The sequence below is a fragment of the Psychrobacter sp. P11G5 genome (genome assembly GCF_001593305.1).
Taxonomy (GTDB): Bacteria; Pseudomonadota; Gammaproteobacteria; order Pseudomonadales; family Moraxellaceae; genus Psychrobacter.
The window spans coordinates 2,201,594-2,217,016 of the sequence record NZ_CP012533.1 but is presented as its reverse complement, the minus strand read 5'-3'; the positions used below and the strand labels follow the sequence as shown (position 1 = coordinate 2,217,016).

Here is a 15,423-nt window from a genome sequence, read left to right as displayed (position 1 = left end):
TTTATATAGTTAGTTTAAAACAAAGCAGGGATAAGTATAACGGCACTTTCTTCTTTTTGAGTATGAACCTACTATATACTTTGTTTTGATATTAGAAATAATCGCAAGGTTTTGCTATCTAGTAGGTCAACTATATAAATTTTTAAGCATTCGAGTCACTAAGTTGTATGGCTTTCCTATAATTTGCGGTAGAATTGCCCAATTGTTGACTGCTTATTATGTGGTTTTGTCTATTATCAAACTGGGCTTCTTCATGCCATCATCTTCTGTGCCACCATCTACTGAGTCTGAGTCATCATCGGCTGTCCGTACAGACTCTAATAATTATGCTATGAATCACTCTTTGCTACCTAAACGTGCAGCTCGCACGCCACCTTGGTATTATCGGCTTATTATTTCGTTGTTAAAGCCGTTATATCGTATACAGGTCTGGCGTCGTTCGAACAGCCGTGACAATTATCAGCAAGAAGTAGCACAGCGTTTTGGCAAGCAGTACCCGCCGCGTCCTGTATCTAACGCCAATAATGTTGGTCATAAAATAATCTGGTGTCATGCCGTCTCGTTAGGAGAGACCAATACGGTCGCGCCCTTGCTCGATGCCTTATTGGCGCAAGGTTATAGTATATGGCTAACCAATACTACGCAGACTGGTCATGCACGCGGTGCTAGTCGCTTCGCTGAGGAGATTGCTCAAGGTCGTATGAGTCACAGTTATGTGCCAGTAGACACGCCTGCAGTAATTGAGAGATTTTTAGCGCATGTACAGCCAGTTGCGGCGTTATTTGTAGAGACTGAGCTGTGGGCGAATATACTAGCGACTTTATCGCAGAAGAATGTCCCTAGTATTCTCGTTAATGGACGGCTATCGGCAGCTTCTTTTACTCGTTATCAAAAGATAAGTGCAGTAAGCACCAGCATGATGCAAAACCTTAGTTTAATCATCGCGCAAGATAGCGAATCTGCTAAACGCTTTCGACAGTTGGGTGCAGATAGTGCTCAGATACGCGTTGCTGGCTCTCTTAAATGGGTCATCAATACGCCTAAAGCTGTCAATTCCAAAAACGCTACTGATTCCAAACTAGCGACTGACAAAGTCGAAGAAGAGCGCGCTATTACTGAGCTGTCGAATCTGTCTGATTCGCGGACTGATTCATTACATTATTCATTACCTAATTCGCAGTTTCTAGACCGTCCAGTTTGGATAGCGGCGAGTACTCATAGCGGTGAAGAAACTACGGCCTTAACATTGCAACAGCAACTGTTAGATACACCTGAGCTTACTGAAACACTACTCATCATTGTGCCCAGACATCCTGAACGCTTTGATGAAGTGGCTGAATTGATTAGCAAGTCAGGTTTGCAGATGGCACGGCGTAGTAAGGACGAAGCTGTCACTACACAAACGCAAGTTTATCTAGCCGATAGTATGGGTGAGCTGATGCATTGGTATGCACAAGCAGATGTAGCGCTCGTCGGTGGCTCTCTAGTTGATATAGGTGGTCATAATCCAGTTGAGCCTATGAGTGTAGGTAAGCCAGTACTCATGGGACAATATACCCAGTCTTGCCAAAGCGTCGTAGATAAGCTGGCAAGTGTTGGTGCTTTATATCAGCCTAATAATCCCTTTTATAAAGCGCTTGGCAGTAATGAGCATTCAATAAACGAATCCAAAAATGATATTGAATTGATATATCAGCAGTTAAAGTTTTGGCTGAGTCATCCAGAATCTGCTAAGCAAGCAGGGCAGGCAGGCGCGCAACTAACCGTCCAACAGCAAGCAGTCTTGACTCGTCAACTGGCAATGATAGAAGAAACGATTGAGTAGTTTACTAGGGTTTGTCCTCATTTTTATTACCATTATCAAAATGAGGACACGCCCTAATGCTTGACGTTAATTCTGCTCACGGTTATTACTTGATTGTTTTTAGCTTATTGTGATTAGTTCATTATTAATTTCAATCACTCCATTCTAATTGGCGCTCCCTCTTATTTTTATTAAGCGATATGCTGTATGAATTGTATTTTGTTACCCACATCTAATATTGCGCAGCCTTATGCGCAAATTACTGCTTCCGCACAAATCATCCATGTCAATAAAGTATTGAACTTACAAGTTGGTGATACGCTTAAAATCGGCGAGCTTGGCGGCAATCTTGGCACAGCCATCATTGATAGCATTGCGTCTGACAATATACGACTACGTGAGGTACAGCTTGATACTGCGCCACCAGCTAAGTTAGATGTTACTGTGATTTTGGCATTACCGCGTCCCAAAGTACTACGCCGCTTGATTATGGACATGACGGCACTGGGTGTTCGCGATATCGTCCTAATCAACAGTTACCGTACCCAAAAAAGCTACTGGCAAAGTCCGTTGCTTACGCGACTTGATGAGTTTGTATTGGAAGGTCTGCAACAAGGGGTCGATACGATATCACCGCGCATCACTCTACAAAAACGCTTTAAGCCATTTGTGGAAGATCAGCTGGCTAGCTTAATTACCCATAATGCCATAGTCGCACACCCTTACGGTGAGCAGTCATTTTCACAGTATTTACAGCAGCTATCATCTGAGTCGCTATCGTCTGCTACCAAGACTACTTTGCCAAGTGTGGTTTGCATCGGCGCTGAAGGTGGCTGGATTGATTATGAGATTGAACTGTTTCATGAACAGGGCTGTAAGGCGGTACATATAGGCTCAAGAATCTTACGCACGGAGGCAGCTGTCAATGTGATTTTAGGACAATGGCTAATACAGAATAATCAAGATTAAGCTGTCTGAACATGAGGTATAACTTGTCTCTTATTGAGATTATTATCAGGAAAAATAAATGTATTGATAATTAATCTCATTTCGATTAGTATGTTGCTTCTAGTTTTTTCATTAATTAATTAGCATTTTGATGGCTTAAATGCCTAATTAATCGCTCATCATATAACGCTATCTCACCTATCTGTCGTACTACTATGGAGAAGACCATGTCATTGAACGCGGTTGCTGAACGCCTATCGTTGACTCGCCCTGTTAAGGCCACTTTATCTGTTGCTGTCTTTAGCATGATGATGGGTCTAGTGGGCTGTAATAATGCATCTACCCCGGCTGAAAATGCGGACGTAGAATCGCAAACGCCAGCAACTGAAGAGTCAAGTAATGATGATACAGCAGCGACTTCAGAAAATGATCAAGTGGTCACGATTTATTCGTCACGTAATGAGCAACTTATCAAGCCGTTACTAGATAAATATACCGAAAAAACTGGCGTGAAAATCGAGTTAGTTACTGATAAGACGGGTCCATTAATGGCGCGCTTACAAGCTGAAGGTCAGAACACACCTGCAGACATGTTATTGACTGTTGATGCTGGTAACTTATGGCAAGCAGCGCAGCAAGGGCTACTGCAACCAGTCGCTTCTACCGTACTTGAAAGCAATGTACCTGCCAAATATCGTGATCCAAAAGGTCAATGGACAGGTCTGTCATTACGTGCGCGTACGATGTTCTATGATCCAAGCAAAGTAGATGCCGATCAGCTATCTACTTATGCAGATCTTGCAGATCCAAAGTGGAAAGGCAAGCTTTGCTTACGTACCTCGAACGCAGTATATAATCAGTCTCTCGTTGCTAGTATGATAGAAAACTTAGGCGCTGAAAAAACTGAAGAGATTGTTCGCGGCTGGGTAGCTAATTTAGCCACTGACGTGTTTAGTAATGATACCAGTATGTTAGAGGCTATTGCGGCAGGACAGTGTGAAGTCGGAATTGCCAATAGTTATTATTATGGTCGACTGCTTGATGAAAAACCTGACTTCCCTGTGAAGATATTTTGGGCAAACCAAGATACGACGGGTACACATGTGAATATTTCTGGTGCTGGTGTGATAACGAATTCAGACAATCCAGATGGTGCGCTCAAATTGATGGAGTGGCTATCTTCTGATGAAGCCCAAGGTATTTATGCCAGCTCTGATAAAGAATATCCTGTAAAAGAAGGGATTGATGAGTCAGATATGCTTAGATCTTGGGGTACATTTAAGCAAGACGGTATCAACGTCCAAAAATTTGGCGAACTGCAAACGCAAGCAATCCAAATGATGGATAAAGTGGGTTATAAATAATCTGTTATAAAGTAGTTTAATCTCTATGCGTCTGACAGGGTAATATTTATATTATGACAATGACAAAAGCGTCTGCTAATGAAGACAATACTGTCAAAGATAGCCCTGTCAGTGACAATGGCGTTGCCCGCCAAGAGCGTATAGTTGCCAAGCGTATTTTTTCGAAATCAGTCTTAGGGCTGATTTCGTTGTTTATGCTGATACCGATTTTAGTTGTTCTCTTTGCATGGACGCAGCCAGTAGCAGATATTTGGACGCATATGCGTGAGTATGTGTTGCCGCAAGTTCTCAAAAACACTGCTATCTTATTGCTAATGGTGACAGTCATTGCTGGTAGTATTGGTACGGCATTGGCATGGATAACCAGCATGTACCGCTTCCCAGGACAGCGGTTTTTTTCGTGGGCGCTGATGTTGCCGCTGGCGATGCCCGCCTATGTATTGGCATTTGTTACGGTAGGGATTGTTGATTTTAGTGGGCCATTACAGACTGGACTACGTGATTTGGGCATTAGCACGGCAATACCTTCAGTACGTAATGTCTGGGGTGCAGGGCTGATATTGTCATTAGCGTTTTATCCTTATGTATATCTGCTGGCAAGACAAGCTTTTTTATCTCAAGGTCGGCGTGCTATTGAAGCAGGTCAAATGCTTGGGCTTAGCCGCAGTCGAGTGCTATTTCGTTTAGCACTACCGCAAGCTCTGCCTTGGATCATCGGTGGTTTGTTGCTAGCAACCATGGAGACTCTGGCAGATTTTGGTGCTGTCTCGGTATTTAACGTCGATACTTTTACCACTGCTATTTATAAGGCGTGGTTTGGATTTTTTAGTCTAACGACTGCTGCGCAATTGGCCGCCTTACTTATTGGCGTCGTATTTATTGTGGTATTGTTTGAGCAGTACTGGCAAGCAAGGCGCGGCAACGCGGTCATCCAAGGAAGCAATCGTCGCCTTGAAGCCAGTACGCCTGCCAAACTTGCGATGACGCTACTGTGTACGGTAGTCTTTTTGGTTGCCTTTCTCGTACCATTTTTACAATTGTTCTATTGGACGGCGATGAATTTTCGCCAAGATTTCGATGCGCGTTATATCGATTTTGTGACCAATAGCTTAATGATTGCCAGTATGACTACGCTACTTATTGCCTTTCTTGCCATTATTATTGCGTGGATTAAACGCCAGTATTCTGATAAAACAACGAAGCTAATGATTACCTTAGCCAATTTGGGCTATGTGGTACCAGGCACTGTATTGGCCGTAGGTATTTTTATTCCTATTGCATGGCTTGATAATCAATTAATCGCCTTTGGACTTATCTCAAAGCAAGTGCTGTCAGGTAGTGTGATTGTTATGTTGCTTGCGCTCTCAACCCGCTTTATGACCGTGAGCTTCCAGCCTATCGATCGTCAGCTGCAACGATTAACTGTTAACCAAGAAGCCGCTGCCAAACTACTTAGTGATAGCCCGTTGCAGCGTTGGCGTCAGGTTGTATTACCTGTACTTAAGCCCGGTATGCTGACCGCCCTATTGATGGGTTTTGTTGAAGTAATGAAAGAGATGCCAATTACGCTCATGACGCGGCGGCAAGGTTGGGATACGCTGGCCGTACGAGTGTTTGAGATGACTAGTGAAGGGATGTGGGCAAGGGCTGCGCTGCCAAGCCTACTTATCGTACTGGTTGGATTGTTTCCAGTCTGGATATTACTGCGTCAAAGTGATAAAAACAGTTAGGGTAGTCGATACACTTTAAAACTGCTACATCATTGTCAAAACTGCTACATCGTCATTCTGATTTAAAGTACTATATATATAGCGACACTCAATTATCATTATTTATAATTCATCTTTGTTTTTATCGCATTAATCATTCTATCGCTCATTGGTAACACCTATGCATACTGACCTTATTAAAGACTCAGCAGACCAAATGGCTCAATCTAAGCTCAAACCTACTGATACGAAAGTTGCGCTTGGAGATATCAAGCAAGCCTCTACATGCGCTGTCATTATGCCGCAGTCTATGCAACACGAATCAGCTGGTGCTGATAAACCTTATTTGAGCGTCAAAGATTTAGTAGTCGGTTATGATGATATGATCATCGTTGATGGATTATCGCTAAATCTACAGCAAGGTGAAATTGGTTGTTTCTTAGGATACAGTGGTTGTGGTAAAACCACAGCATTACGTGCTATCGCAGGGTTAGAGCCTACACGTCGAGGCACTATTAGTTTAAATGGTCATTGTCTAACAGAACAGACAGCGCGCACCTCTTTTGCTGTTGCACCTGCCAAACGCGGCATGGGTATGGTGTTTCAAGATTATGCATTATTTGGGCATCTAAGCGTGGCGAAGAACATCGCTTTTGGTCTCAATAATTGGTCAGCTGCCGACAAAAAAGCGCGAGTGGCTGAGATGCTAAACCTCGTTGAATTAACTGAGCATGCAAACAAGCGTCCATCTGAAATCTCAGGTGGTCAACAGCAGCGGGTTGCGCTAGCACGAGCGTTGGCACCTAAGCCTGAATTACTGTTACTCGATGAGCCATTTTCTAACCTTGACGTAGTACTGCGCGAATCACTTGCTATGAGTGTACGTGATATTCTTAAACGTACAAATACGACAGCAATATTGGTCACCCATGATCAAAACGAAGCCTTTGCTATCGCAGATAAAGTAGGCGTTATGCACAGAGGCGAGTTGGTACAATGGGCAACGCCAAGTGAGCTATATCACGAGCCAATCAGTCCGTTTGTTGCCGAGTTCGTTGGTGAAGGAGCAATGATAGATGGAATCATCAAAGAGGGGCATGTTGAGACAGCGCTTGGTGATATTTATCGACGTATGGAAGTTTATGACGAGTTAGGACAGCCGCAGTATTGTGAGTATGATTATCCTAATGGTACACCGATTAAGGTACTCGTGCGCCCTGATGACATCATCCATGATGATGATAGTATGCAGACGGCATTAGTCGTTGGACGTGTCTTTCGCGGTGCCAACTATCTATATCGTTTACAACTTGATGATGGACAGACGGTTTTATCCTTAGTCGCCAGCCATCATAATCATGAGATTGGATCGCATATTGGTATTTTGCCCTTACTCGAACACGTGGTCGTGTTCGATGAAAAAGAGATCAATGCCACGACTTGGTCAGAATACGATAGATCATCAAGAGTTGAAGAGACAAGGTAGTAATCGACATTTTAATGCAAGAAGATGACTGTTATTAAAATGGCCGTAATGAAACGATTGCAGTGAGACAGTCTTTTATAATTAAGTTTGACGAGTCGCCATGATATGTAAATAACGGCCAAGCCATTTATAAGGTTCTTGTTGCGAGTAGCGTAACTCCATTCGAATGACCGCTTCAGGGTCATTATGCCCACCGCGCTTTAATGGTGCATAATCATGAAATACGCGCAAACCGCTCTCTAATATAATTTGATAATGATGCTGTTGTAGCCACGACTCTACTTCTTGTTTGGCAACTGGATAATTGGGCGTCAAACTTTTGTTGTTATCGGCCTTATAGTTTGTGTTGTCGAGCAAATTAAAATTACCCATAATTAAATTGCGATAATCAAAGCTCGCAGGATTATAAAAACATAATGACAGTACGCCATTATCAGCAAGCTGGTTATCAAAGAAGTCCATCACTGCTGCAGGATCTGCTAACCACTCAAGTAAGGCATGGCACAGTATCAAATCAAACTTATCTGCATCATCTTTAGCTAGCTTAGCTTCAAGCTCTTGATAAGGGCAGACGTGCCAAGTAATATCAGGGTTTGTACCCTCCTGTTCGGCACTCACTTTTGCTTTTTCAAGCATATTAGCTGATATATCATTGATGACAACTGTATGACCTTGCACCGCGAGTTCTATTGCAATCTGTGCCAGCCCTGCGCCCACATCCAAGATACGTAATGGTCGTCCTAGCGTTTGACTCAGCTGTTCGACGTAGCCAAAGATATCGCGACGTAAAACAGCCAATCGAATGTCGCCTTTTAAACCACCATAGACCTTTTTTTCAAAGTGATCGGCAATGGCGTCAAAGCTACGGTCGCTGCGTTCGGTTTCTAGTGCTATCAATTGGTTTTCATTATTTATCATTAAGTTTAAATCTGCTATTTATTTTATGGGAAGCGGTATTTTTACTAATATGGTTGAAGGTTTACCTCTACCGTCGTCTATTGATCACCCATTTGAATACCAGCTTAGCTAAGGTAATGACGACAAATACTACTACGATAAATACCCAAATGCCGTTGCCTTTTAGATTGTCTTGGTAAGCTTGCGCTAAGTAGCCGGACAGTATCATCGCAATTAGTAGTGAGCCCCAACGCACAAAGGGCAAGGCGCGGTTGTTATGGTTGGGGAAACTGACGGCATAATCGCTAGAAAAGCTGTACAGTACCATAGCCAAAATCCAGACGATAACAAGAATAATATCCATAACGATAAATGCCTATTTAGTAGTTGCTGATACAAAAAGTTGTGAAAAGTATTTAGGATGTGAGGGAGTAGTGTAGCGAGTAGAAATTTTTTGTCTACAATAACCGAAAATTCCTTCTATCAAATATGTGTTTTGAACATGTGCGTATATTAGATGTAGCACTCAAATGACAGACGATTACACGGTTTTCAGTAGCTTTTCATAACCGTTTGCGGTATAACCAATAAGGTATAAGAGTTAATAATAGTTAAGTTATCACTACCAAAAAGCCTATTATAAAGGGGCTTTTGACCGACTGCCAAGGACGTTCGGCGGTTTCATTTTATTACTGCTAAGGATAGCAAACATGACCCATTCTCAATCTAATAACAACATAGATGGCAATCAAAAAAATACTGCCTCTGTCTATACCCCTCAAACATACGCCATTACTACCTCAACTAAACCCACCATGTTACGTTGCACGCTATCAGTTGCAGTGGCAAGTAGCCTGCTATTACTAGCGGGTTGTGGAGATGATGATAACGATCAAATAATCACAGCTTATCCCACGTCCGTTCAGTCTGTTAGTGCTTTTAATAAAACCCAAATAGACAATAGATTTGGTCTGGGAAATACTGCAACACCTGCTGCGAAATGCGATATCAAAATAGAAAAGGTCAGTTATCCGACTAAGGGTGCTGCTGGCGAGCGCACTAATGCAACTGCTGCATTGATGTTACCCAGTGGTGATAGCGCTGACTGTCAAGGTGATCGACCTATATTGCTCTATGCTCATGGCACCACTACTGAAAAGGTCTATGACTTTAGTCAAGTGGGCAATCCGCAAAATCCTGCTGGCTCAGAGGCAACCCTCATAGCAGCGAATTTCGCCGCCCAAGGTTATATCGTCGTCGCACCTAACTATGCTGGTTATGACGACTCTGATCTTGGCTATCATCCTTATCTAGTCGCCGATCAACAATCCACTGATATGGTCGATGCCTTAGATAGTGCGCGCTTAATTATCGACAGGCAACAGCAGGCTAATAATACCAAGTACACTAATATCGATGATTCTGGTAAATTGTTTATTAGTGGTTATTCGCAAGGTGGCTATGTGGCAATGGCAACGGCAAGGCTATTAGAGCAGCAAGGTAAGCCAGTGACAGCGATAGCACCCTCATCAGGTCCTTATGCGTTAGCTGCTTTTGGTGACTCTATATTCTCAGGAAACGTCAATATTGGCGCCACTAGGTTTGCGCCGTTATTGGCAACTGGTCTGCAGAAAAAGTATAAAAACATCTATCGAAACACCACGGATATTTTTACGATCAACTATTCCAATACTCAGCTACCAAGCTTGTTAAGCTTTGGAGAGCTAGTAGCCGCTAACAAGCTACCGGATAACGCATTGTTTGAAAATAATCCTCAAAACAACCCTACACTTGATATGCTACAGCCACCGACTGTTCCTTTTGCATTCTTAGGGTTTGCAGATGATAACTATCTTATCAAAACAGATTTTCGCACTACTTATGTAGCTGATGCGCTACAAAACCCTGATAGTCTGTTGGCTGAAACGGGTGTACTTCCAGCCGCTAATCCGCAAAACAATTTGCGTAAAGCTCTGAAAGCTAATGATCTACGCGGTTATATCCCTAAAATGCCAACGCTTATATGTGGTGGTAATTCAGACCCAACTGTATATTATGATCTAAATACCGGTTCGATGACCGCCATATTGCAGCAAGCAGGTGCGGCTCCAGCCTCTAATCTTAATATCACGGTCTTGGATGTGGATGTAAGAAATAATCGAGGAGCAGTGACTCCGATTGGTAGTGCTATGAGCAACCCGTGGATGTCAACGACAGCAATAGATAATATCCAAAGTAGGTTTACTACTACTTTGACAGCAGTCCAGAATAAAGCTGTTTCAGACGCTCAACAAGCAGGCGTAACTGACCCTACATTATTAGCGCAAGCCGCAGGCGCTGCGATATTAGCCAGTTATCATGGCGGTCTAGTCAGTACCTCTTGTACTCAAGCCGCGCGTGAGTTCTTTGACCAAAGCTTTACAGCGTTATAAGAATTCTTAAGCTCAATCTTTTAGATAGCTTATAAATCTGGAAAAACTGCATCTTGAAAGGTGCAGTTTTTTGTTGGATAAATCATTATAGTTAATAACACTGAGAAAATATGAAATCAATAATTGCATCGCTGCTCACATGTGCTTTTATCATTGCACCTATTAGTCATGCCCAAGCGCGTAATACGCCTTGCTCAGGAAAAATGGGCGGAGTAGCTCATTGTTCTAAAGATGGTAAATTTATATGTAAAAATGGAAAAATCAGTCAATCCAAAAAAATATGTCAATAACAATGTTTCAATATTAGCAGCGATAAATCTACTATTTAAGAATGTTAGTAAGCGCTTCAAAACATTGGTTGCTAATGAGCTGTTTTGCTTGATTTTAATGACACGTAGATACCCCTAAATCAGCAAATTTGTGCTAAAATAGCTTCTTTTATTCAACATTAAAACTATCGCCATTTTCCTATTGTTTTGCATGCTTGGTAGTGATTTTTTATAGTTCGTATATCGATAATAGCTGCGCTTTTGTGCAGCTGTATTTTTGTATGGCCATAACCAATTCTAGTAAAATTGCAAGCTTCAGAGAAAGTATGTGAGTGAAGGAGTGTATATGAGCGACTCGATCAGTCCTATTGCCATCGTGGATGAATTAAAGCAATCCTATTTGGACTATGCGATGAGCGTGATCGTCTCGCGCGCGCTGCCTGATGTGCGTGATGGGTTCAAACCGGTACACCGTCGCGTGATGTATGCGATGCATGTGTTATCTAATGATTATAACAAGCCATACAAAAAATCGGCCCGTGTGGTCGGTGACGTCATTGGTAAATATCATCCGCATGGCGATAGTGCGGTATACGACGCAATCGTAAGGATGGCGCAGGACTTTAGCTTGCGTTATCCAATGGTTGACGGTCAAGGTAACTTTGGCTCGATTGATGATGATCCTCCGGCTGCCATGCGTTATACCGAAGTACGTATGACCAAGCTTACCCATCAGATGCTTGCTGACCTAGACAAAGACACGGTTGATTGGGAAGATAACTACGACGGTTCTGAGCGTATGCCGAGTGTGTTGCCTGCACGTGTTCCTAACTTGCTAGTTAATGGTGCGACAGGTATTGCTGTCGGTATGGCGACCAATATGGCACCGCATAACTTGACCGAAGTGATCAATGCTTGCTTAGCTTATGCAGAGAACCCGCAAGTATCAGCTGAAGAGCTAATGACGCATATCTCAGGCCCTGACTTTCCAACGGGCGGTATTATTTATGGTCGTGCTGGTATTTTAGATGCTTATCGTACTGGTAAAGGCCGTTTGCATGTACGTGGTCGCTATATTATTGAACCAATGAGTGATACAGGCGTCAACCGCGATCGCGAACGTATTGTATTTACCGAAGTGCCTTATCAGACTAATAAAGCAAAACTAATCGAACGTATCGCTGAATTGGTCCGTGACAAAAAGATTGAAGGCATTACTGAGATACGTGATGAGTCTGATAAAGATGGTATGCGTATTGCCATTGATTTACGTCGTGGTGAGACGGCTGAAGTTATCGTTAATAACCTGTTTCTTCAAACACCACTCGAATCAAGCTTCAGTATTAACATGGTGGCACTCGATAATGGCCAGCCAAAATTATTGACTTTACGCCAGTTGATCGCTGCTTTTGTACGCCATCGTCAAGAAGTAGTGACGCGCCGTACGATTTATGAGCTAAATAAAGCCCGCGTACGTGGTCATTTGCTCGAAGGTTTGACCGTTGCGCTCGCGAATATTGATGAAATCATTGCCGCGATTAAAGCCTCTGCAAACCGCGGATTGGCACGTGAAAGCCTGCTCAATAATACTTGGGGTTCAGGTAGTGTCGTTGCGATGCTAACCGCTGCTGGGAGTCAGTCAGTACGTCCTGAGTTTATTGAGGGCGAAGATCCAAAAGCACCATTTGGCTTAATTGAAGGCGAAGAACGCTATCGTTTATCACTTGAGCAGGTCAACGCGATTTTGGATATGCAGTTGCATCGCTTGACAGGTCTTGAGCAAGACAAATTAACTGAAGAATATCAAGATTTATTGCGTGAAATTGCCCATTTAGAGTCTATCCTTGGTGACTTTGATAAATTGATGGCCATTATCTCTAACGAGATGATCGAGATTCGTGATAACTTTGGTGATGAGCGCCGTACCGATATCATAGATTCGCGTACTGACTTCAACCGTGAAGACCTCATTCCTGAGCAAACGGTAGTAATGACTGTCTCTCGTACTGGCTATGCAAAAACCCAGCCGATTGATGATTATGTGGCGCAAAAGCGTGGCGGTAAAGGTAAGTCTGCAACCGCAATGAAAGAAGATGATGTCATTGATCATCTGGTTGTGACCTCAACGCATGCAACGGTATTATGCTTTACTGATACTGGACGTGTCTTTAGTTTACGTGGGTTTGAAGTGCCAATTGCCAGTCGCGGAGCCCGCGGTCGTCCGCTAGTAAACCTCATTGGTTTAAATGGTGATGAAACAGTCACCACAATATTGCCAATTCCAAAGATAGTGGAAGAATTATCTGTAAAAGGTGAGACTTCATCAACAGACACGTTAATAGATAATGATATAAATGGTGATGACGCTGCATTAGAAGGTAGTAATGAAGCAGAGCCTCCTTTTGTGTTCTTTGCAACTGCCAATGGTACAGTGAAGCGGGTAGAGCTTAAGCAGTTTGCAAACATTCGCTCTAATGGCTTGATTGCTGTTGGTCTAGAAGAAGGCGATAAGTTGGTCAGCGCGCGCATTACAAATGGTAGCCAAGAAGTCATGCTGTTTGCTTCAAGTGGTAAAGCCATTCGTTTTGATGAAAATGATGCTCGTGCAATGGGTCGTACCGCAAAAGGTGTACGTGGTATGCGTCTCGCGACTAATGAATTTATCAAGTCATTGGTCGTAATCGAAGATGACGTCCGCGAGATTCTAATCGCTTGTGAAAATGGCTTTGGTAAACGTACCTTCATTGATGAGTTCAATACGCAAAACCGTGGTGGTGGCGGTGTTATCGCTATCAAGACTAGCGACCGTAACGGTGCTCTAGTTCGTGCCACTAAAGTTGAGCCTGAAGATGACATTATCTTAATCTCAGACAAAGGTACTCTAGTACGTACGCCAGTTGAGCATGTGGCCAGTTCTGGTCGTAATACTCAAGGTGTTACTCTCATTCGTCTATCGAAAGATGAGAAATTGGTAGCGATGGCGCGTGTTGAGCACGAAGAAAGTGACAATGCCTTAGTCGATGCGATGAGAGAAGATGGTACGTTTGAGCCAGAGGGTCAAGAGCAAATAGATATAGATGCTGCAACTGAAAATACAGCGCCTACTGACGAATAATTGTGACGAATGAATGTCTAGTTGAATAGCTTTTTAGTCTAGTTCTTCATAACTTTTCTATAAAAAAGCCTCTGACGTTATCGTTGGAGGCTTTTATTTTTTCCTTCTAAAAAATGCCAACAAAGTTCTATTTTTTAAGGCTGCTGTTATGCTTACTACTAATCAAACCTTTCAGGGAACCGTCGCATCGGTATCATCAAGCTTTTTATTCTCACTCATGTTCCTATTTGGGCTATTTATGCTGCCCTTGTCAGGCACACAGGTGGCATCATGGCGCGTGTTGATGATGCTATTGAGTCTAGTATTATTGGTCAGTTTTACCAAGCAGTGGCAGCATGTCTTTGATTATCTAAAAACTTTAAAGACGCCAAAAGAATGGCTAATATTTGTATTACCAACCCCGATTTTGGGTGGGCAAATCTGGCTTTTTATGTGGGGTCCGGTAAATGGTTATGGTCTTGATGTTACCTTGGGCTATTTTTTATTACCATTAGTAATGATATTAATTGGACGCTTTTTTTATCATGAATATATGAGCGCGCTACAGTGGGTAGCGGCGCTATGTGCAGCGCTGGGTATTGGCTATGATATATTTCAATACGGATCGATATCATGGGTGACTTTGTTTGCATGCTTGGGATATCCGCCATATTACCTATTACGGCGTAAGCTTTCCGTGCCACCAATTACTGGTTTGCTTTCTGATTTGACCTTACTGACGCCAGTGGTGTTAATAATGCTGTACTTTAGTGGCGGCTTTAGCGTGGCGGCACAGGAAAGTAAGTTCTGGTATTTACTACCGTTGCTCGGGGCATTTAGTGCACTTGCAATGTCACTCACAATGGTTGCTAGTAGCAAATTACCTGTCTCATTATTTGGGGCTCTTAGCTATATAGAACCTATGCTGTTATTTGTGTTATCTATCACAGTTCTGAGTCAAAGTTTGGATGAGGGAGGCTCTTTATTCATGTATGGCATGATTACTTTGGCGTTAGTATTCATGATTATGGATAGTGCCATGGGTTATGTCATTCGGCGTCGTGATGACCGTTTGCATGGCTATAACGAACCACAGGTGGGCGGCTTTCCACCGCGCCGTCGTTTGATAGATCACCGTATAGACGGTGTATTAAAGGCGCATCGCTTTCGTAAAATACGTCGTTATCAGAAAAAAATGCATAAAATACAACGAAAAATAGAGCAGCTAGACTCAAGGTAAATGGTTGTAAGAAATGAGTTGGCAGTTGAGTTGACGGGTCAGTTAAGTAGACATATTGCTTATGTAGTCTGACTTTGACATAATGCTTTTCATTATATAAGTATGATGAATATAAAGTATTTATCTCAGTATTATACGGTTATCTTATAGACAAAAAGCCTCTGACGTTCGCGTCTGAGG

10 protein-coding genes are annotated in these 15,423 nt (G+C 42.7%); 8 read left to right on the top strand and 2 right to left on the bottom strand.

Translation table 11 applies throughout. The annotated features are described in order from the left end of the window. The first annotated feature begins 253 nt into the window (after positions 1 to 253). From AK825_RS08905 to AK825_RS08885, 5 genes are all read left to right on the top strand, one after another. Entirely contained in the window at positions 254 to 1,825 is a 1,572-nt protein-coding gene (locus tag AK825_RS08905) for a 3-deoxy-D-manno-octulosonic acid transferase (RefSeq protein ID WP_068036402.1), read from the top strand. Between the two features lie 186 nt (positions 1,826 to 2,011). Then, the gene (locus AK825_RS08900) at positions 2,012 to 2,773 is read left to right on the top strand and encodes a 16S rRNA (uracil(1498)-N(3))-methyltransferase (protein WP_068036397.1); all 762 of its coding nucleotides are present in this window, start codon (positions 2,012 to 2,014) and stop codon (positions 2,771 to 2,773) included. A 206-nt stretch (positions 2,774 to 2,979) separates the two neighbouring features. Then, the gene (locus AK825_RS08895) at positions 2,980 to 4,116 is read left to right on the top strand and encodes a Fe(3+) ABC transporter substrate-binding protein (protein ID WP_068036396.1); all 1,137 of its coding nucleotides are present in this window, start codon (positions 2,980 to 2,982) and stop codon (positions 4,114 to 4,116) included. 59 nt (positions 4,117 to 4,175) lie between these two features. Further along, positions 4,176 to 5,846, top strand: coding sequence for an iron ABC transporter permease (locus tag AK825_RS08890; protein ID WP_068039262.1), 1,671 nt, complete (start codon positions 4,176 to 4,178; stop codon positions 5,844 to 5,846). Positions 5,847 to 6,135: 289 nt separating this feature from the next. After that, positions 6,136 to 7,311, top strand: coding sequence for an ABC transporter ATP-binding protein (locus AK825_RS08885; RefSeq protein WP_068039260.1), 1,176 nt, complete (start codon positions 6,136 to 6,138; stop codon positions 7,309 to 7,311). Between the two features lie 81 nt (positions 7,312 to 7,392). Here the strand turns inward: AK825_RS08885 and AK825_RS08880 are convergent, their stop codons facing one another. Together AK825_RS08880 and AK825_RS08875 are read right to left on the bottom strand one after the other, a co-directional pair. Next, positions 7,393 to 8,229, bottom strand: a complete 837-nt coding sequence (locus tag AK825_RS08880; protein WP_068036395.1) for a methyltransferase domain-containing protein — start codon at positions 8,227 to 8,229, stop codon at positions 7,393 to 7,395. Between the two features lie 67 nt (positions 8,230 to 8,296). Continuing rightward, positions 8,297 to 8,572 (bottom strand): hypothetical protein, encoded by a 276-nt coding sequence (locus tag AK825_RS08875; RefSeq protein ID WP_068036394.1) that lies wholly within the window; start codon positions 8,570 to 8,572, stop codon positions 8,297 to 8,299. Between the two features lie 346 nt (positions 8,573 to 8,918). On the opposite strand from AK825_RS08875, the gene AK825_RS08870 reads away from it, so the two are divergent. The 3 genes from AK825_RS08870 to rarD all read left to right on the top strand — a co-directional run bounded on the left by AK825_RS08870 (position 8,919) and on the right by rarD (position 15,243). Further along, complete coding sequence (locus tag AK825_RS08870) at positions 8,919 to 10,640, top strand: alpha/beta fold hydrolase (RefSeq protein ID WP_068036392.1); 1,722 nt, start codon at positions 8,919 to 8,921, stop codon at positions 10,638 to 10,640. Between the two features lie 615 nt (positions 10,641 to 11,255). Continuing rightward, on the top strand, positions 11,256 to 14,024 hold the full coding sequence (gyrA, locus tag AK825_RS08865) for a DNA gyrase subunit A (RefSeq protein WP_068036390.1): 2,769 nt from the start codon (positions 11,256 to 11,258) through the stop codon (positions 14,022 to 14,024). Positions 14,025 to 14,172: 148 nt separating this feature from the next. Further along, the gene (gene rarD, locus AK825_RS08860) at positions 14,173 to 15,243 is read left to right on the top strand and encodes an EamA family transporter RarD (protein ID WP_068036388.1); all 1,071 of its coding nucleotides are present in this window, start codon (positions 14,173 to 14,175) and stop codon (positions 15,241 to 15,243) included. Positions 15,244 to 15,423: the final 180 nt, after the last annotated feature.